Origin of the sequence: Photobacterium profundum, assembly GCF_003026285.1 — a bacterium.
In the GTDB taxonomy this organism is placed as follows: domain Bacteria; phylum Pseudomonadota; class Gammaproteobacteria; order Enterobacterales; family Vibrionaceae; genus Photobacterium; species Photobacterium profundum.
Window position 1 is genome coordinate 1 of record NZ_PYOD01000031.1, and the last position, 18,849, is coordinate 18,849.

General features: G+C 42.2%; 14 protein-coding genes and 3 tRNA genes. 5 read left to right on the top strand and 12 right to left on the bottom strand.

Annotation, left to right across the window (positions count from 1 at the left end; genetic code table 11):
- The 4 genes from C9J48_RS27220 to C9J48_RS27235 form a co-directional block, all read right to left on the bottom strand.
- Positions 1-469: UDP-N-acetylglucosamine 2-epimerase (locus C9J48_RS27220; protein WP_181320844.1), on the bottom strand; the 469-nt coding region annotated here is incomplete at its 3' end.
- A gap of 37 nt (positions 470-506) precedes the next feature.
- A complete protein-coding gene (locus C9J48_RS27225) occupies positions 507-1,652 on the bottom strand; it encodes a LegC family aminotransferase (RefSeq protein ID WP_006232869.1) in 1,146 nt (381 codons plus the stop codon).
- A 64-nt stretch (positions 1,653-1,716) separates the two neighbouring features.
- Positions 1,717-2,907 (bottom strand): UDP-N-acetylglucosamine 4,6-dehydratase, encoded by a 1,191-nt coding sequence (locus C9J48_RS27230; protein ID WP_006232868.1) that lies wholly within the window; start codon positions 2,905-2,907, stop codon positions 1,717-1,719.
- 47 nt (positions 2,908-2,954) lie between these two features.
- Entirely contained in the window at positions 2,955-4,004 is a 1,050-nt protein-coding gene (locus C9J48_RS27235) for a Wzz/FepE/Etk N-terminal domain-containing protein (protein ID WP_006232867.1), read from the bottom strand.
- 339 nt (positions 4,005-4,343) lie between these two features.
- Between C9J48_RS27235 and C9J48_RS27240 the strand changes: the two genes are divergently transcribed.
- Positions 4,344-4,985 carry a trimeric intracellular cation channel family protein gene (locus C9J48_RS27240; RefSeq protein ID WP_006232866.1) on the top strand — a complete coding sequence of 214 codons (642 nt, stop codon included), beginning with the start codon at positions 4,344-4,346 and terminating at the stop codon, positions 4,983-4,985.
- 82 nt (positions 4,986-5,067) lie between these two features.
- Here C9J48_RS27240 and aroC read toward each other — a convergent pair whose 3' ends face one another.
- The 3 genes from aroC to manA all read right to left on the bottom strand — a co-directional run bounded on the left by aroC (position 5,068) and on the right by manA (position 10,107).
- Positions 5,068-6,153: a chorismate synthase gene (aroC, locus tag C9J48_RS27245; RefSeq protein WP_006232865.1), complete on the bottom strand. Its 1,086-nt coding sequence runs from the start codon at positions 6,151-6,153 to the stop codon at positions 5,068-5,070.
- Between the two features lie 239 nt (positions 6,154-6,392).
- Positions 6,393-8,288 carry a PTS fructose transporter subunit IIABC gene (locus C9J48_RS27250; RefSeq protein ID WP_006232864.1) on the bottom strand — a complete coding sequence of 632 codons (1,896 nt, stop codon included), beginning with the start codon at positions 8,286-8,288 and terminating at the stop codon, positions 6,393-6,395.
- Between the two features lie 613 nt (positions 8,289-8,901).
- Entirely contained in the window at positions 8,902-10,107 is a 1,206-nt protein-coding gene (gene manA / locus C9J48_RS27255) for a mannose-6-phosphate isomerase, class I (RefSeq protein ID WP_373456055.1), read from the bottom strand.
- 403 nt (positions 10,108-10,510) lie between these two features.
- Here manA and C9J48_RS27260 point away from each other — a divergent pair, with 403 nt between their 5' ends.
- Positions 10,511-11,356: an AraC family transcriptional regulator gene (locus tag C9J48_RS27260; protein ID WP_006232862.1), complete on the top strand. Its 846-nt coding sequence runs from the start codon at positions 10,511-10,513 to the stop codon at positions 11,354-11,356.
- An 82-nt stretch (positions 11,357-11,438) separates the two neighbouring features.
- Here C9J48_RS27260 and C9J48_RS27265 read toward each other — a convergent pair whose 3' ends face one another.
- The 5 genes from C9J48_RS27265 to C9J48_RS27285 form a co-directional block, all read right to left on the bottom strand.
- On the bottom strand, positions 11,439-12,236 hold the full coding sequence (locus tag C9J48_RS27265; protein ID WP_006232861.1) for a PTS sugar transporter subunit IIA: 798 nt from the start codon (positions 12,234-12,236) through the stop codon (positions 11,439-11,441).
- A gap of 1 nt (position 12,237) precedes the next feature.
- Positions 12,238-12,540, bottom strand: coding sequence for a PTS fructose transporter subunit IIB (locus C9J48_RS27270; protein ID WP_006232860.1), 303 nt, complete (start codon positions 12,538-12,540; stop codon positions 12,238-12,240).
- Positions 12,541-12,664: 124 nt separating this feature from the next.
- Positions 12,665-13,768 carry a 23S rRNA pseudouridine(2604) synthase RluF gene (gene rluF / locus C9J48_RS27275; protein WP_006232859.1) on the bottom strand — a complete coding sequence of 368 codons (1,104 nt, stop codon included), beginning with the start codon at positions 13,766-13,768 and terminating at the stop codon, positions 12,665-12,667.
- Between the two features lie 182 nt (positions 13,769-13,950).
- Positions 13,951-17,082 carry a multidrug efflux RND transporter permease subunit gene (locus tag C9J48_RS27280; RefSeq protein WP_006232858.1) on the bottom strand — a complete coding sequence of 1,044 codons (3,132 nt, stop codon included), beginning with the start codon at positions 17,080-17,082 and terminating at the stop codon, positions 13,951-13,953.
- Positions 17,082-18,191, bottom strand: coding sequence for an efflux RND transporter periplasmic adaptor subunit (locus C9J48_RS27285; protein WP_107281301.1), 1,110 nt, complete (start codon positions 18,189-18,191; stop codon positions 17,082-17,084). Before C9J48_RS27285 ends, C9J48_RS27280 begins: the two co-directional genes overlap by 1 nt.
- Before the next feature lie 191 nt (positions 18,192-18,382).
- On the opposite strand from C9J48_RS27285, the gene C9J48_RS27290 reads away from it, so the two are divergent.
- The 3 genes from C9J48_RS27290 to C9J48_RS27300 all read left to right on the top strand — a co-directional run bounded on the left by C9J48_RS27290 (position 18,383) and on the right by C9J48_RS27300 (position 18,836).
- A tRNA-Tyr gene (locus tag C9J48_RS27290) sits at positions 18,383-18,467 on the top strand.
- A gap of 85 nt (positions 18,468-18,552) precedes the next feature.
- Positions 18,553-18,637: transfer RNA gene (locus C9J48_RS27295), tRNA-Tyr, on the top strand.
- Positions 18,638-18,751: 114 nt separating this feature from the next.
- A tRNA-Tyr gene (locus C9J48_RS27300) sits at positions 18,752-18,836 on the top strand.
- Positions 18,837-18,849: the final 13 nt, after the last annotated feature.

The window sequence follows — 18,849 nt, forward strand, 5'->3', positions numbered from 1 at the left end:
TGCCGTGCAAATAACTTAATTTGGTGATGGCATGACGGATCGCATCGTCATACGCACCCTCGGTGATCTCGCCACCGTGTAAATGGACAATGGGAATACGCATAATCATTGCCGTTTGTGCCGCTGCTAGCGCTTCAAAACGATCGCCTAAAATCACCAAAACATCAGGCTGTAATCGAGCAAGTGCATCAGAAAACCCCAAGACACCTAACCCCATGCTTTTCGCGGTACCTACAGCAGAATCCGACGACAGAAGGATCTCAATTTTTTCATCAATGACAAAACCATCTTTTTCTATCTGCTGATATGTTTCACCAAATTCAGGGGATAAATGCATGCCAGAGACCAGCAGCTGTAACTGCAACTGTGGATCGTTTTGAATGTCTTTTAAAAGCCAAAAGAGCAGACCGTATTCTGCTCTTGTGCCGGTGAAAACCGCGACGTTCTTATTCATGAATGCCTTACTCATAATAAAATAGATCTTTCTTCTTGTTCGCCTTTATCGGCTAAAGAGAAACCGGGCTACTAGGTAAATTAATCAGATGTGCTTCAATATGTTCTGACTGAGTGAGGTCACCACGTGGGGCATCTTTAAACATCGGCAAACGGTGCATCAACTGCCAAATTGGACGGGTCATGACCCCTGCTTCATTGGTCTGTTTCAGCAATTCATCGCGAGCTTGGGCTGATGGGCAAATCACCGCATTTAACCAGTAATTGGATTGCGCGTATTCCGGCTCCAACACAAATTGAAAATCACTCTGAGCAAAAAATTCATGGTAGCGGTTAGCCAGTACACGTTTTTGTGCTAAGTATTGCTCTAGTACTTCCATTTGCGCGCAGCCTAATGCGGCATTGAGATTAGGCATACGGTAGTTGAAACCCGCTTCATCATGATAGAACTCATACGGGTGCGGTACTTTCGCCGTCGTCGTAACATGCTTAGTCCGTGCGCCAAGCTTTGCCGTTTTACATAAAACCATGCCACCACCACCGGTAGTAACAATTTTATTGCCATTAAAGCTTACAGCACCAAAGTCACCGAGCGTCCCCGTATGTTTTCCCTTGTAAAAAGAGCCTAAACTTTCAGCAGCATCTTCGACGAGCACAATATTCCATTTTTGACAAACGGCAATCAGCTCATCCAACTCAACTGGGTGTCCGAAAGTGTGCATAGGTACTACAGCGCGAATTGGACGCTTCGTCTGCTTATGAATACACCCCTTTTCGGTCAACTGCGCATGTTGTGTCAAAAACTCGTCCATCGCTTTAGGGCATAGGCCTAGACTGACGGGCGATACATCAACAAAAATAGGCTCTGCGCCCATATGATGCAAAGCATTACAGGTCGCAACAAAGGTCAATGCTTGAGTCATGACAAAGTCACCCGGTTGAACCCCTGCCATATACAGCGCAGCATGAAGTGCTGCGGTACCATTGACGGTTGCCACCGCTTTTTCAGTGCCAGTGTAAGCTTCAATTTTATGTTCAAACTGGTCGACAAACTTACCCACGCTAGACACAAAAGTACTTTGAATCGTTTCTAGAACATACTGTTGCTCATTGCCATCAAAAGTTGGCGCATGCAGTGGAATAAAGTCATTGGTTTGGTATACATCACGAACAAACTCAACTATCGATGCTTGGCTCATTACTCTGCTCTCTACTTTTTTATAGACCGACTTGGATCATTCCGACGTAAACTGCTTATATTGATTACATTTTACTGTCGAGGTACTTGCCCGTTTCTTTGTGACCAAAATCAGGGAGCATGGTGAAAAACAGTTTCACTATCTCCTCTTTATCCCACTCACGAGCCAATTTCATTTGACCAATCTCTTGCTCAAACCATTCAAGTAATTCTTGTTGGTAAAGTGGCTCATTTTTAATGATGCCTAAGTTCTCAAAACGCGCCATATCCAGCGTCTCTTTATCAGTAAAGAACTCTTCAAAGTCCTTTTCACCCGTGGTATCGCTTGACGTAAATAGACATGGCCATTTACCTTCTGCGGGCAGAGTTTTGGCTAATTCGCGCGCTTCCTCTTCCGTTTCACATAAATGGGGTTCAAACCCGCGTTGCTTTAGGTATTTGATGGCAATGTCAGCAAACGAAATAAGATGCAATGCTTCACTCAATTTAGGAAAGAAGATGTCACGATTTTCCCCGAAGATACACGACATCAGGCACAACTCACCTGATTCTTGCGGTGTCACAAAGTAACGTTTAATGTCATTGGGGGCCACAATCGGTTGGTTCTTGAGAATACGTTGATTAAAACCATGCAGTAATGAGCCATCAGAAAATGCCACGTTCGCAAAACGCGCTGTTGAAATAGCTATTTGCTCACTTTTACGCATAAGGAACATCTCCATGATACGTTTAGACGCGCCCATCATATTGACTGGGTTGGCGGCTTTATCGGTGGATACACAGAAATATTTTTTAACGCCAGCATCAATAGACTGCTGAATGGTTTTATCCGTATTGAACACATTAACATCAATCATGCGCATTAATGTATATGGGTCTTTTTCGCTACGAACGTGTTTCAGTGCCGATAGATTTAGCACATAATCATACTGGCCATCCGCTTTAATAAATGCATCATACTCAATAGAACCAATATCTAATGCGAAAGTCTGAAAGTCACCATTGATGTAGCCAAACGAACTACGAATATCACGCACCAGCTCAACCATGTTATTTTCACTGATATCGACAACATGCAGCTTCTTGGGGTTACGCTTGAATATTTCTTTCGTCACAGCTTGGCCGATAGAGCCGGCGCCACCAAGAACAAGAAAACGTGAGCCAGTAATATTTTCTTTTAGAGTTATTTTATTTTTTATTATATCGTGTTCAAATAATGCTTGATTACGGCCAACTAATGGTAATATATCATTCATATTTTATTCTCTTAATGTTAATTCAAGGTAAAACACCGTCACTAAAACTACTTTTCTTTATTGTAATAACGTGAAGATTCACGATAAACAGATATTACACATCCTAAAAACAACCCAATAAAAAGGCCAATAATAACAATCAAACTTCGCTTTGGTTTATCGCTATTCAACGGTAATTCAGCAACATTAACATAGCCAATAACATTAAATTCCATTTCATAGTTAACATCAATATCGTTTAGCATCTTAATTTCAGATTTTATCCGATGAATTTCCGGATCAAAAATAGAAAAATCATCAACAGCACTCAATACTTTATACTTTTCACTCAAAGCTTTACTACCTAGCTCTATAGGAAGAAAGTTATCACCATTCACATTTTCAATTGGATTACTAAAATTAGAAGCTTTAGTTACACTTAAAGCTAGTTTTGTTATTTCGACCTCAAGCTTTATATTGGCTTTAACTGCCTCATTAAGAACGTCATTTTTCACTTCCAACAAACTAACTAGGCTTACTATTCGAGATTTAACGTCATCTATAATATTATTTTTCACTCGTTCATGCACAAATTTAGAGTATTGGCTTAATAACAACTGACTTTCTTCTGCTGAATTACTTTCAAATATCAATTTAAAATTGTCGCCCTGTTTTTTATATTTTATTTTATTTGACCAAAACTTAACAAATGCATTCTTTTGTTGCTCTTCTTCTAACTTTTGATTTGACATTTTGATTTTTAATAAATCATTGCTTAAAATGAATTCACTCTTAGTTAAAGGCTTATTATATTCATTTATAAAATCAATAAATATTTTATTAGGAGAAAATATTTTTTCTAATTTTTCTGTTTTAGCGGCTACGATAAAAAGAGGGGAAACATCGTTCCTTAAAGAGGATAGATCATTATAGTTAGCCTCAGTTATAATTTCGCTTGAAGACCACCACTCTTGGCTATTGAAAGCGTAAATTGATGCAACTATTCCTGTAAGTAAAGAACATAAAATTAACAACCACTTACTATTTTGTAGACATTGCATGAAGAAATTTATACCAATTTCACTGTTTCCATTACCGTTAGGTATTTGACTTGGCATATGACACTTAGCTCCTATAGGGATAAAAATATTGAATGCTACCGCTCTCGGGGTAAGTCGTAGACCCGCAACACTAAAATCTAATTTTATGATAGCGCTCAGAATTTAAACATGAGTTGCTAAATTTTTATATCGTAAATTATACATTTAGTATAAGGATTTTAAAACGATTTTAAAATGTATCTACGACTCTAAGGTATAAAGCTAAGGTTAGCCTCCCTCCTCTTTTATGAATTAATTTAATTCATGCATGATATTTTTTCTTTCATTTTCACGTGACTTAAATCTCAAATATAATCTACCTATGTTCTTTCTCATCTTCTTACGTAGATTTTTCTCATGCTTTTAACAACTCTCTATATTATTGGTATTACTGCTGAAGCGATGACAGGTGCTTTGGCTGCGGGCAAGCGTCACATGGATTGGTTTGGTGTTATGTTGGTGGCGAGTGCGACAGCTATTGGTGGTGGTACGGTGCGTGATGTGCTGTTGGGTCACTATCCTCTTGGCTGGGTGGCAAATCCACAGTATTTGGTTATCACTTGCCTCGCGGGTTTGTTAACGACTGTGATTGCTAAATGGGTTATTCGATTCCATAAGATTTTCATTATCTTGGATGCGATAGGCTTAATTGTGTTCAGTATTATCGGCTGTCGTGTCGCGATGGACATGGGATTACCAGCAATTATCTGTATTGTCTCCGCAGTTGTTACGGGGGTGTTTGGTGGTTTGTTACGAGATTTGATTACTCGTCGTCAACCGATGGTGTTACACAAGGAACTATATGCCTCGGTCGCACTACTGGCAGGTGTAATGTATTTCGGCATGATGTACTTTGCAGTACCGGAATTGATCACCACAATCGCTACGTTAGTAGTAGGATTTACTGCTCGTATGGCGGCTGTGCAATTACGCTGGCGTTTGCCTGTGTTTGTACTCGAAGAGCCAAAAAAAGACAAGTTACTAGAAACTAGAAACTAGAAACTAGAAACTGATGATAAAAGAAAAAGCGGAGAAGTTATTAAGCTTCTCCGCTTTTTTGTTTGTTCTGTTTTGAGGTCAGTTAAATCTTTGGTGTAGTAGTCACGACATCTGCATTTTGACCACGATTCCGCAATAAATGATCCATCAACGTAATTGCTAGCATCGCTTCTGCAATTGGCACAGCGCGAATACCCACACATGGATCGTGACGACCTTTAGTAATCACTTCTGCAGATTCACCTTTACTGGTAATCGTCTCCCCCGGAACCGTAATGCTTGAAGTTGGCTTTAATGCAATATGGGCCACAATATCTTGCCCAGAAGAAATGCCACCTAAAATGCCACCAGCATGGTTGGTTTTAAAACCATCAAGTGTCATTTCATCACGGTGCTGACTGCCACGCTGTTCGATTACCTCAAAGCCATCACCAATCTCAACGCCTTTAACCGCATTGATGCTCATCAGTGAATGCGCAACATCGGCATCTAAACGGTCAAAAACAGGTTCACCTAAACCAACAGGCACATTACTTGCGACAACCGTTAGTTTGGCACCAATTGAATCGCCTTCTTTTTTCAGCTTACGAATAAGCTCGTCAAAGGCATCAACTTTATCGGCATCTGGGCAGAAAAATGCATTCTGTTCAATTTGATCCCAATCGACTTTATCGATCTTCACATCACCCATTTGTGATAAGTACGCACGCACTTCAATACCATGAATCTGCTTCAGATACTTCTTTGCTACAGCACCCGCAGCAACTCGCATTGCCGTTTCACGGGCTGAAGAACGGCCCCCACCACGGTAATCACGTACCCCATATTTTTGGTGGTAAGTGTAATCAGCGTGACCAGGGCGGAATAAGTCTTGGATGTTAGAGTAATCTTTAGAGCGTTGATCGGTATTTTCAATCAACAAACCAATTGATGTACCGGTTGTTTGCCCTTCAAATACACCTGAAAGGATTTTCACTTCATCAGCTTCGCGACGTTGTGTGGTGTATTTAGACGTACCAGGACGACGACGGTCAAGGTCGTGTTGCATGTCTTTTTCTGTCAGCGAAAGACCAGGAGGGCAGCCATCAATAATACAGCCTAATGCTATACCATGACTTTCACCGAATGTGGTGACGCGAAATAGTTGTCCAATCGTGTTGCCTGCCATTACTTCCTCTGTCTTTATCCGCTACTTGATCACGTTAGGTAACGTTTTCGTTAATGAGTACATAGTGCAAAGTTGTGACATGGATTGCAAGAGGGAATTAAGCAAAGATAAAAAACAACAAAGCACCTAATAAACAGGACATCATATACCGTAATATTTGATGTCTTGTAATTAGGTGCCTATCTATCAAATGCTCGTATATCGGCTTTTATATAACCGATACAGTTACATCAATATCGTTATGCTGTTGCCGTTTGAACTTTCGCCATGCGCATTTTCTTCAGTGATATAGCTACAAGTGCAGTGACTACCATACCCGTTGCCATACATAGCAGCGCAAGTAGCGGCTTGTTCATCGCACCTAGTAATGCAACCACTGGACCACCGTGTGCCACGCTGTTAGTAATACCGAATGAGAACGCCATTACTGCAGCAACCATGCTACCCAGTACGTTAGCAGGAATAACAGATAGTGGGTCTTGTGCAGCAAAAGGAATCGCGCCTTCAGAAATACCCACCAAGCCCATTGCACCTGCTGCTTTACCAGCTTCAATTTCACTCTCTTCGAAGATATTCAATTTACGACCAATCACTGTTGCTAAGCCCATACCTAATGGTGCAACAGGAATCGCACAGGCCATTGCACCCATGAATTGAGTTTGGCCGTTAGCAATCATGCCGACAGAGAATAGGAACGCCACCTTATTAAAAGGACCGCCCATATCAAAGCCTGCCATACCACCTAATACAATGCCCAATAAGACAACGTTACCCGTGCTCATATTGGTTAGAAGCGCATTTAAGCCTTCCATCAAGCCAGCAATCGGCGCACCAATGACAAAGATAAACGCACCAGCAATAAACAAGGTACCCGTAATAGGCGCAATCATGATTGGCACTAAAGGCTGAATCATTTTGTGGTAGTTACGCGTCGCGATAAAGCGCACGAAATAACCGACCAGTAAACCAGCGACAATCGCACCAATGAAACCTGTTCCAGCTTCAGCACCGTAGAACGAGCCGTCATTTGCAATCCAGCCACCAATGAAACCAGGGACTAAACCTGGGCGATCTGCAATCGCAAAGGCAATGTAACCTGCAAGTACTGGGATCATCAGTTTGAAGGCAATCACACCGACATCTAATACTGATTGCCACAAGCTCCCTTCAGGAATCGCCATACCCGCATCAGTCGGTTGGCCACCAATGGCTAACGCTAACGCAATCAACAAACCACCAGTAACCACAAACGGGATCATATGTGATACGCCATTCATCAGGTAACGGTATAGATTTGAACGCGCTTCTGACACTTTGCTTTCTGTCGAAGTTGGCTTTTCATTGGAAGCATCAAACGGGGCTGCCGCTAATCCTTGCTCAATCACGCCTTTACCGTCTTTAATCGGTGCTTTTACACCCGTCTTAATTAATTTTTTACCCGCAAAGCGCGCCATATCAACTTGCTTATCACAACTTACGATAATGGCATCGGCACGGGCTATCTCTTCGGCTGTAGGGGTATTTTTCACCCCAATAGAGCCGTTAGTTTCGACCTTAATTTCATACCCCATCGCGGCAGCTGCTTTTTCCAGCGCTTCTGCTGCTAAGTAAGTATGTGCGACACCAGCAGGACAACCGGTAACACCAATCAGAAAACCTTGATCTTTTGCGACGCTTGGTGCGGCCGCTTTTTTCTCTAGCAATAACGCTAAGGCATCTGCCGGAGTTTTTGCCGCTAAGAACGCCTCAATGAAACCGTCTTCAATCAACTTCGAGGATAGTTCAGCTAACACTTCAATATGGTGGTTGGCGCCGCCATCTGGCGATGCAATCATGAAAAAGAGTTTGGAAGGTAAGCCGTCTTCTGCGCCGTATTCTATTCCTTGGCGACTTACACCAATAGCCACTGCGGGTGATACAACCGCAGCACTTTTGGCGTGTGGCAATGCTACACCGTCTTCAAAACCAGTATTTCCTAGCTCTTCACGTGCTTGGATATCAGCAAGAAATTGAGTTTTATCACCCACTTTTCCTTGCTGAGCAAGCATCTCTGCCATTTCAGCAAATACCGCTTCTTTGGTCGTTGCTTGTAAATTCAAGCTGATTAAGTTTTCATTAATGAGAGTTGTAATCATCGTTCTATCCCCGATTTATTCTCTTCTGTGTCGCTTTACACCTAGGATGTATTCATCCATTGATGGTGCGCTCATTTCTATAACTATTGTGGTCGTTGGCAAGCCATTTCGATAGAGCATAAAAAAGGCTTTAACTGGATATTTGTACCCTACATAGTTCAATGTGACCGACGTCTCACATACTCCCTCATATGCCACCTCGTAATAAACTCCATGTAAACACATTAAAATACAAGAAGTTAAAATGATAATTGACATTAATAATAGCTGTGGAGATAAAAACAAATAACCCCAAAAAAGTTAACAGCTGTAATAAAGTAACTCTTTAACTAATTAAGAATGCAGTATTTAGGTGATAAGGATCACAAAATGAAACTCATAGATAGAGCAAGATGGAATAAAGGTAAGGTCTTATATGACGGTGGGAACGATAACCATCGTTGAGGCATTAAAAAGGACAGTGTGAAATGTGGGGCAGTAAAATTAGGAGCTTAAGCTTATATACCCATGTTACCTCAAGGTGCTTTGTATCTTGAGGTATCATGGAGATAGCTTAAACCCCTTCTCATCTTTTTAGATATGCTTAGTTTATACAGCTTGGTTTTGTAAGAGCTTAGTTGTAGGCTCTCGCAAAACAACCGTTACAACTAGCAGCATAGCTCAGAGCATAAGCAGGAATGAATACTGACTCCCCTTTTTCAATTGTGATTGTTTCACCGTTTTGGTGCGTCACAGTAACAGGGGCATCGACTGCAAATAAGATCTCTGCACTGTGATGCTCGATCACTGTGTTACTTACTTGCTGATAAACGCTAAACTTAAAATCAGGTACCGGAATAGGATAATGCTGGCTACCCTCACCCAGTTCAGGGGCAAGTAACAAACTGTCTACTGGTTTAGTAACAAACAAGGTACTTGCCACCAATTCAGGTACGTCCATGTATTTCGGCGTCAGACCTGCACGTAAAACGTTATCTGAATTGGCCATGATCTCTAAGCCTGTTCCTTTGATGTAAGCATGCGGTGTGCAGGCGTCAAGGAACATGGCTTCACCCGGTTGAAGGGTTAATACATTCAACATTAAAGGTGCGAACAGGCCGATATCACCAGGATATTGTTCTGCTAATTCAATCAACAAACCAAATAACGCATCTTCTTTATGGGTATTAGCATAGGCTAACAATGCGTTCACTGCCGTTTCTTTCACTTCCCCTTCAAGAGATAACATCGCTTGGAAGAAAGCTTGTAGACCCGATTCATTTTGTTCGGCAGAAAATGCTGTAACTAAGTCAGACAATACTGGAATATTAAGTGTTTCAAATTGCGCCACAATATCGGCAATTTCACGGAAGCCATTCATTGCTTGATAAGGCGTTAACGCAAACACTAATTCAGGTTTATGGTTTGGATCTTTATAATTACGGTTACCCGCATTGCGAGGAATAGCTTCTGCGTCTTCTTTCGCAAAACCAACTTCGGCTTGGGCTTTACTTGGGTGCACTTGAATTGACAGGGCTTTTTCAGCTGCTAATACTTTGAATAAGTACGGTAATTCACCAAACGTCGCCTGAGTATTCACCCCTAAAATAGCATCAGGATCGGTTGCAATGAAATCAGACAATAATACTGGCTTGCCAGACATGTCGATTGTAGAACAGCCATTTGGGTGGGCCCCCATCCAAATTTCAGCTTGCGGCTGGGCATCTGGATTTGCTGTGCCAAACAGCTGCTGCACAGAAGTAACACTGCCCCATGGGTAATTTTGAATTACATTATCCATTTTGAAAAATACAGGACGGATTGAATCAGTCATTACCATAAATCCTTGTTGAATATGATCATCAAGATCGAATATTAAAATCAAATGCGTTAAAACGACTTTCATCAATCAGCCAGTTATCAACCATGGTTATTTACAAAATACCTATTCGTAAACTATGGAAGCCGCAAACTGATGGAAGTCGTTTCGTTATCGATATTTACCGCTAGTTTTGTTAGCTCATCAACCAACACAATGCAGATCAACGCCGCAAGACTATAGCAAAATCGTTTACCCGATTGCGATATGCATTCATCATAAACTATTGGCTATCTTGTTTAAGATCATGATTTAGCCTTCGAACACCCAGTAGGATATGCCACTAAATAGTTACATTTAGCTGGCTTATCATGGCATTTAGCCTCTATTTTAACGCTTTTACCCATATTAAGCATGAGCACCTATGAGTACTGTATTCCTTGATATCATTGATACTGTTTTATCTGAACGGGAGAATTTTAACCAAATTTGGTTTGCAGGCGATCAACATGCGCCTCCCGCCTTTAGCTATCAAGTCAACTTTCCACGGCTAGAGCTGGTATTAAGTGGGGAATATATTAATCAACTCGAAGATCCAGTGATGGGAATTAGCGAAGTTAGCCTAATGGCGGGTGATGCTATTTACATTCCCCCTAATACTTGGAATAAACCGAATTGGGAAAATGAATGCTCAGTATTGAGCTTGCTGTTTGGCAAACGTCAATTAGGGTTCAGCTTAGTTAGTAAAGGCAAAGAAAGCGTTGGGTTTTATGACGTACAGAAGCACAGTATTCAGGCTTGGACTGGACATGCCATCGACCACATTTTGAGTGCGCTGAATACCTTAGCCAAAGAGCCGAATCATAGCCCAATGGATGAGCATTTGTTGATTGCATTATTGAGCTACTGTCGCACGATGATCCACTCACCTACCCAATCCGCAAAAACACGCAGTGAAGATCTTTATCAAGGGATTTGTATTTATATTCAAGAGAACTTTCATCGAGCAGTCACCCGAGAAACTATTGCTCACCGCTTTAATATTTCACCCAATCACCTTTCACGCTTATTTCGCCAACAAGGGCATATGCGGCTTGCCGATTATATCTGCTGGGTAAGGCTAGAGCGTGCAAAATTCATGTTGAAAAAATACCCTTTCCGCTTACATGAAGTCGCGACACGCTGCGGTTTTCAAGATGTGAACTATTTTTGTCGAGTGTTTAAAAACAAAACAGGTAGAACACCAACGGAATACCGAGAAATCAAATAGAAGACAAAGATAAAACAATGATATCGCTAAGTGAGTTCTAAAAGCTGGGTTCAGAGTAATTCAACTGCACTCTTTATCTCAGCTATTCGACAGAACTAAGCGCATTCAAAATAATCGCATGGATCACTGCAGGCGCTTTAGCTGTTGTTAGCGCTTCACAAAAATCATCATTGAGTAAGCATTGCGAGAAATGGGCAAAAGCCATCACCACTGGTCGTTGTGGTGGCTTGGGCAGCACCATTGCAATCATGCGTGTTACAGGGCCTCGGTTTGAGCCCCACTCAATACCTGCATTACTGCTTAACACCACCATACCCGGCACTGTAATTGATTCATGCATGATATGAGGCAAAGCGATTTGTTGCCCCATCACTGTCGCAGATATTTTTTCTCGCGCCATAAAACATTCAACTAACTGTTTTTTAGTACCTGTGCTGACTTTTTGCTGATTCAACCGATCCACCAGCGATGCAATCACTTTGGGTTTAGGTGTTGCAGCATCAACGGTTGAAATCGATTGGACTGAAAACGAAAAGTCGAAGGGTAACGGTGACTGAATATTAGCCAATCCCCCTGAGGACGATGCGCTTTTCATACGACGCTGAATAACGGGTTTAGCAAATTCAGTAATGAATTCTGTTAACACCATATGGGCTAATTCTGCATCATTCCCTTGAATCACCAACTGGCAAAGTTCACCCGGTTTGCTCGCGAGACTGAGCATACGAAGAGGTTGGCGAATATCTGCTTTACGTAATTGGCGAAGGTTTAACAATGTAACCGATGAGCGAAAATAATCAGCCAAACGTTTGAGCTGATGAAGCTGATAAGACGGTAAGCCTTTCGAACAACAATAAAAGGTTATGCGCCGCTGGATCATCTTACAATTCCTGACAACGTTGAATAACAGCAGTCGGGTTGATTAACACTTCTTCAATGGTCACGCAGTGGATTTTACTGCCCGTAAAGCGGCCACGCTGTTCTACTTCGATATCAGACGCAATTAATACAATATCTGCTCGGGCAATATCTTGTGGTGTTAATAGGTTTTCAATACCCATTGCCCCTTGAGTTTCAACTTGAATTTGAATTCCTAATTGGTGAGCAGTTTTAGTGAGTACATCGGCAGCCATATAAGTGTGCGCAATGCCCGTCGGACATGCAGTAACAGCAACGATTTTCATGTATCTTCCTCTATAACATCAAAAATATAAATACAACATCAGAAATAAAAAAAAGCGAGCATCAAGTAGATAGTTACTCGAAGCTCGCATTTTACTCTTTATCGGCTATTTAGCGTATTGCTAATTATGACTCTCTTTTTGATTTCCACTTCTTGATGCCGCTGCTTGGCTTGTTGCCATGTGGTGCTTGGCTATCACGCGTACTTTGATCACGAGAGCTTTGACGATCACGGCTCTGGCTTGGGCGGTTATCACCATTACGTGCACTGCCCGTTTTATCATCACGTTCAGTAGTACGACGCGTACGAGTGAACTCACCTTTAGCTTTAAACGTTTTATACGTTGCATCGCGCATACCGCGTTCACGCTCACGTTGGCGTTCTTCTGCAGCTTGTTGACGGCTATCAAACAGCTTAGCATCTGTAGCTTTAGAAATGGCTTGCCCTTCCGCATCAACTTTTGATGCTTCTTCAGTGCCGCTCGATTGAGAAATTAAGGTGTTAATTTCCGAAATCTCAGCATCCGTTAGGTAACGCCATTTACCATTTGGTAGGCCGTCGATGGTGATGTTCATAATACGTACACGACGCAATTTATATACATCGTAACCAAGTGCTTCACACATACGGCGGATTTGACGGTTTAAGCCTTGCGTTAGCGTGATACGGAATGAATAGTCCGTTTCTTTCTTAACCGTACAAGGCAAGGTTACCGTATCAAGGATTTCAACACCTGAAGCCATTTTCTCTAAGAATTCAGGGGTGATTTGATGATCGACACGTACTACATATTCTTTTTCGTGTGAGTTACCTGCACGCAGAATTTTATTAACGATATCGCCATCGTTGGTCAAAAAGATCAAACCATCAGAGGGCTTATCGAGACGGCCAATCGGGAAAATACGTTTACGGTGGCCAATAAAGTCCACAATGTTATCTTTAACATGACGCTCTGTTGTACACGTTACCCCTGTCGGCTTATTCAGCGCGATATAGATAGGGCGCTCTTTCGCTCGTAACGGTTTATCATCAACGAGTACTTCGTCATCTGGCATCACTTTAGTGCCCATCTCTGGCTGTGTACCATTAATGGTTACTCTTCCCTGATCAATTAGCTTGTCCGCCTCACGGCGTGAGCAATAGCCTGTATCACTGATGAATTTATTTAATCGAACTGGCTTGTTTTGTGTATCAAGCTGGTCTTTATTGTCAGACTGATTTTGTGGCATGGGATTCTTCTTTCGTAAGCGTTTCGCAACGCGATCAAGGGTGATGTTTTCTGTATCGATTATACCGCAAGAGGATCAATACAACCAAGTAACTATTATCAACACCTCTCCCAATAAAAAACCGCCAATACTAGAGCGTGTTGACGGTTTTTATTTGATAATTATTACGTTCAATTAATTATCTATGAGCTAGGGGGTAATTCACCATGTGTACTTCGACCGACATAATCTTGCTGCATTGCTTTTTCTAGCTGAGCGGCAACATGACCAGGTGAGGTTGTTTTAGCACATAACAAACGGTACATCGCAGGTATAACTAATAGCGTTACCAGTGTGGCAAATGCCATACCAAAGAACACCACGGTACCTACAGCCATACGGCTTTCAGAACCAGCACCTGTCGACATGATTAATGGAATAGCACCAAACAAGGTCGTAAATGCCGTCATCAAAATAGGACGTAAACGTCGTACTGATGCATCCACAATCGCTTGCTCAAACTCAATACCTTTATCACGTAGCTGGTTAGCAAATTCGACAATCAAAATACCGTTTTTAGTTACCATGCCAATCAGCATGATCATGCCTATCTGGCTATAAATATTGAGCCCTTGCCCCATTATCCATAACCCTGCCATGCCGCCAAAGATCCCCATTGGCACCGTTAACATCACAACAAGAGGGTTAATAAAGCTTTCAAACTGGGCTGCCAATACCAAATACGCAATCAGCAATGCCAGACCAAAGACCATAAAGATATCACTTTGGTTTTCACGGAAGTCTTTCGATTCACCTGAATAGTTAATCGTGATATCACTCGGTAAAATATCAATCGCTTGTTGATCAAGAAAATCGAGAGCGTTTCCTAAGGTATAACCATCATTTAGGTTACCTTTCAATGTGATCGATTTTTGCTTATCGGTGTGACTGAGTCGTTGCGGTGATGCTATTTCCTCAATTTTAGTCACTGTATCGAGCGTGACTAACTGACCAGTCTTTGAGCGCAGATAAATTTGGCTAAGATCAGCAGAGCTATTAAAACTGTTTTCATCTCCACGGAGATAAACATCATATTCCTCGCCACGATCAACGTAGGTGGTTTCACTGCGTCCACCCAGCATGATTTCTAAGGTCTCAGCAATATCAGCCGCCGGAATACCCAATTCCGCAGCTCGTTGACGGTTCACAGTCACCACCAATTCTGGTGTGGTTTCTGCGTAATCAAGATCGATACCATTCATTATTGGACTATCTTCGGCAATGGTTTGCAGTTTTGTAGCCCACTGGAAAAGTTCTTCATAATCAGAACCTCCCAGTACAAATTGGATAGGCTCAGAAGAACCACCACGGAAACCCGGCATCATAGGGCGTACCCAAACATCGGGAATACCTTGTAATGCTTTGCTGATTTGACCCAACGCTTGTTGAGCAGTCACATCACGATCAGCCCAATCTTCAAGCTGCATGATGACAAAGCCAGTCTGATCGCCCGCTCGTCCACCAAAAGCTGGTGTTTGAATACTCACCGATTTCAGCATGCCTTTACCTAACATAGGCAATAAACGTTGTTCAACTTCGTCCATATTACCAATCATACGGTTATAACTGGTGCCTTCCGCTCCTTTTACGAAAGCGAACAGTACGCCGCGATCTTCTTGGGGTGCTAATTGCGCGGGTACGATTTGCATCAAACCATAACTCGCAGCCATACACCCTGCAACAATAAACGGGGCAAAATAGCGGCGCTTTACTGCCATGGAAACGACGCTACGATAACCATTTTCAAGTTTGGTAAACTGGCTATCAATCCACAGATTAAATCTGCCAGGTTTCACATTAGCTTTTAGCATTTTACTGCCCAATACAGGGGTCAGTGTTAACGCGATAATGGATGAGAAAATGACCGACATCGCTAGCAACACAGAAAACTCAGTAAACAGACGCCCAACCATGCCTTCCATGAAGGATATTGGTAAGAAAACCATTACCAATACCGCGGTGGTCGCGACAACAGCAAAACCAACTTCACGTGTCCCTTTATAAGCAGCAAGTAATGGGGATTCCCCTTTTTCGAGATGGTGAAACATATTTTCAACCACCACGATAGCATCATCTACCACCAAACCAATCGATAGAATCAAAGCCATCAAGGTTAATAGGTTGATTGAAAAGCCCAAAAAGTACGCTGAAATAAACGCAGAGATTAAAGATACAGGTACAGTTACCGCAGGGATCAAGGTCGCCCTTGCTTGACCGATAAAGATGTACAATACCAAGATCACCAATGCTCCAGTGATCAATAGAGTGCTATACACTTCTGAAATAGAGCGATCGATAAAGACTGTCGCATCATAATCCACTAATAATGTCGTACCAGCAGGAATGAATTGCTGCATCCTGTCGACTTCAGCGTGCACATCTTTCGCGACATTCAACGGGTTCGCATCAGACATGGTCACGATACCTAAGCTTAAGTTCGCAACGCCATCACTTTTAAAGGTGGAATTTTCATTCTCAGCGCCAACATCAATATCGGCGACATCTTTCAAATAAACAGGGGTACCGTCATCAGCTGTCCGTATGACTAAGTAATCAAAATCTTCAGGTGAAAGATATAAACGTGCCGTTCTAACCGACATGACTGTCGCATCATTCCGGACTTCACCACCCGGCAGTTCAATGTTTTCATCTTGAAGTGTATCGACAATATCTTTTGTGGTGACACCACGGCCTGCCATTAATGCTGGTTTTAACTTAACGTACATGACCTTATATAAAGCCCCCGATAAGCTTACTGAACTCACACCATTAATTAAGCTAAAACGATCTTCCAATACCCGTTGGGCGTAATCAGTCAACTGGGTACGATCCATCTCTGAAGACGTCAAGTTGATATAGATCGCAGGCTCACCCGAGCCATTATCTTTTGAAACAACAGGATCATCAGCTTCATCCGGTAGACTTCGATTAGCACGTGCTACCGCATCACGGATATCACTCACCCCTTCAGTTAAATCCCAGTCCATTGAAAATTCAATAGTAATACGGGACATGCCATTTCGGGTCACTGACGTAATATTATCAATACCACTAATACCAGACAGTTCATCTTCAATTGGGCTGGTCACTTGGCTTTCCATGACCGTCGCCGATGCCCCACTGTAGTTAGTCATTACTGTAACAACAGGGTTTTCCACATCAGGCATTTCACGTACAGCTAGCTTAGAAAAAGAAACCATACCAAAAACACATAATAGTAAGCTCAGTACTATTGCGACCACTGGTCGTTTAACAGATACATCAGATAACCACATTAGACATCAGTCTCCGCTTTTAGGGTCGAGCTTTGAGACTTTTTTGCGGTTAGATCATCCACTTTCAAACCATCACGCATGTTCACTAAACCTTGCACTACAATACGATCACCGACCTCGATACCCGATTCAATCACTACTTCATTATCGATGCGTGCGCCCAATATAACCTCGGTACGTGTTGCGATACTTTCATCATTCACTAAATAAACAAAGCGTTTAGTACCTGAATATTCCAATGCTTGTACTGGAATAATCGCCGCTTCTTGTGGCACAAACCCAAGCGTTGCTGCCATTAACATACCCGGTTTTAAGAATCCGGCTTGATTATCGAATAACACGCGTACTTTAATATTAAGTGAATCTGTTTGTACACGAGAGTCAATGGCTTGGATTTCACCATTAAATATCTTTCCTGCCCATGCTTGGTTAGTGGCATTTACTTTCATACCGACCGACAAAAATGATAGATACTGCTCAGGAACCTGAATATCAAGGCGCATACCTGATAAGTCATCAAGCGTGAATAGCTCACCACCCATGGTCACCATATGACCCACACTGTAATCAATTAAACCAACAGTGCCATCAAACGGGGCACGAATCGCATAATCGTTCAATGCTGCTTTCGCAGCTTTTAATCGGGCTTCTGCAATATTCACGCTGGCTTGCATCGCATCTAATTCCGTTTGGGTAATTGCCCCACGTTTAACCAAGCGTTCGAATTCTTTATATTTGCGTCTTTCATCATTGAGATAAGCTTGTGCTTCATCTAGCGCCGCCTCTGCTTTGGCATCATCAAGCTGGACCAGCAAATCGCCTTTTTCAACTTTACTATTCACTCGCACTGGAATGTCATCGATTTTAGCCGCGACTTCTGTCGCAATATAAACAGAGCGCTCTGCCTCTAACTTACCAATTAAAGAGAGCGATTGAGCTATAGGGTGAGAAGAGACCTCACCGGTTGTCACCGCAATAACGCGTGCTGACCCAGCTTTTTGTTCTGCAGCGTGAGCAGTGCCTTGAGAAAAGACACCATTTTGAATAGAGAAAACCCCACCGCCAGTCAACGCTGCAGTAACTAGAACAGCAACAACTATTTTTTTCATGCTAAAACCACTAATAAAGGACTGACTAAATGATATCTGAACCGATGCTGAAAGAGGGTAAAGAAGTGTAAAGTTAAGCAATAAACAGTACATCTCCGCCTATATGATGAAAAATCAAGCAAGCGCACAAAAATTATAAGGAAAAAGGTTTACAGGGTCTAAATGTTTGTTATTATCCGCTCCGCACTTGTGGAGGGGTTCCCGAGTGGCCAAAGGGATCAGATTGTAAATCTGACGGCTCTGCCTTCGAAGGTTCGAATCCTTCCCCCTCCACCATTATTTAAAAAATGGTTATTACAATTTTAGCCACAAGATTGTAAAGATAACGGTTTTTATAGAAAGACAATAAGCAAAATCCCGTGGAGGGATTCCCGAGTGGCCAAAGGGATCAGATTGTAAATCTGACGGCTCCGCCTTCGAAGGTTCGAATCCTTCTCCCTCCACCATCATTTTGAAAATGGTTATCGCAGTCTTTGTCACAAGGCTGAACAACGAAACGGTTTTCATCGCAAACTGCTTGCTGAAAGACAGTTTGTAAAAAACAAACAGACAAATCCCGTGGAGGGATTCCCGAGTGGCCAAAGGGATCAGATTGTAAATCTGACGGCTCCGCCTTCGAAGGTTCGAATCCTTCTCCCTCCACCATCATTTTGAAAAT

What these genes read in the sequence shown, in the direction of transcription:
- C9J48_RS27240 (WP_006232866.1), top strand. Translation starts at nt 4,344, where the DNA reads ATGCTTTTAACAACTCTCTATATTATTGGTATTACTGCTGAAGCGATG.
- manA (WP_373456055.1), bottom strand. Translation starts at nt 10,107, where the DNA reads ATGGTAATGACTGATTCAATCCGTCCTGTATTTTTCAAAATGGATAAT.
- C9J48_RS27250 (WP_006232864.1), bottom strand. Translation starts at nt 8,288, where the DNA reads ATGATTACAACTCTCATTAATGAAAACTTAATCAGCTTGAATTTACAA.
- aroC (WP_006232865.1), bottom strand. Translation starts at nt 6,153, where the DNA reads ATGGCAGGCAACACGATTGGACAACTATTTCGCGTCACCACATTCGGT.
- rluF (WP_006232859.1), bottom strand. Translation starts at nt 13,768, where the DNA reads ATGCCACAAAATCAGTCTGACAATAAAGACCAGCTTGATACACAAAAC.
- C9J48_RS27230 (WP_006232868.1), bottom strand. Translation starts at nt 2,907, where the DNA reads ATGAATGATATATTACCATTAGTTGGCCGTAATCAAGCATTATTTGAA.
- C9J48_RS27260 (WP_006232862.1), top strand. Translation starts at nt 10,511, where the DNA reads ATGAGTACTGTATTCCTTGATATCATTGATACTGTTTTATCTGAACGG.
- C9J48_RS27235 (WP_006232867.1), bottom strand. Translation starts at nt 4,004, where the DNA reads ATGCCAAGTCAAATACCTAACGGTAATGGAAACAGTGAAATTGGTATA.
- C9J48_RS27225 (WP_006232869.1), bottom strand. Translation starts at nt 1,652, where the DNA reads ATGAGCCAAGCATCGATAGTTGAGTTTGTTCGTGATGTATACCAAACC.
- C9J48_RS27270 (WP_006232860.1), bottom strand. Translation starts at nt 12,540, where the DNA reads ATGAAAATCGTTGCTGTTACTGCATGTCCGACGGGCATTGCGCACACT.
- C9J48_RS27285 (WP_107281301.1), bottom strand. Translation starts at nt 18,191, where the DNA reads ATGAAAAAAATAGTTGTTGCTGTTCTAGTTACTGCAGCGTTGACTGGC.
- C9J48_RS27280 (WP_006232858.1), bottom strand. Translation starts at nt 17,082, where the DNA reads ATGTGGTTATCTGATGTATCTGTTAAACGACCAGTGGTCGCAATAGTA.
- C9J48_RS27265 (WP_006232861.1), bottom strand. Translation starts at nt 12,236, where the DNA reads ATGATCCAGCGGCGCATAACCTTTTATTGTTGTTCGAAAGGCTTACCG.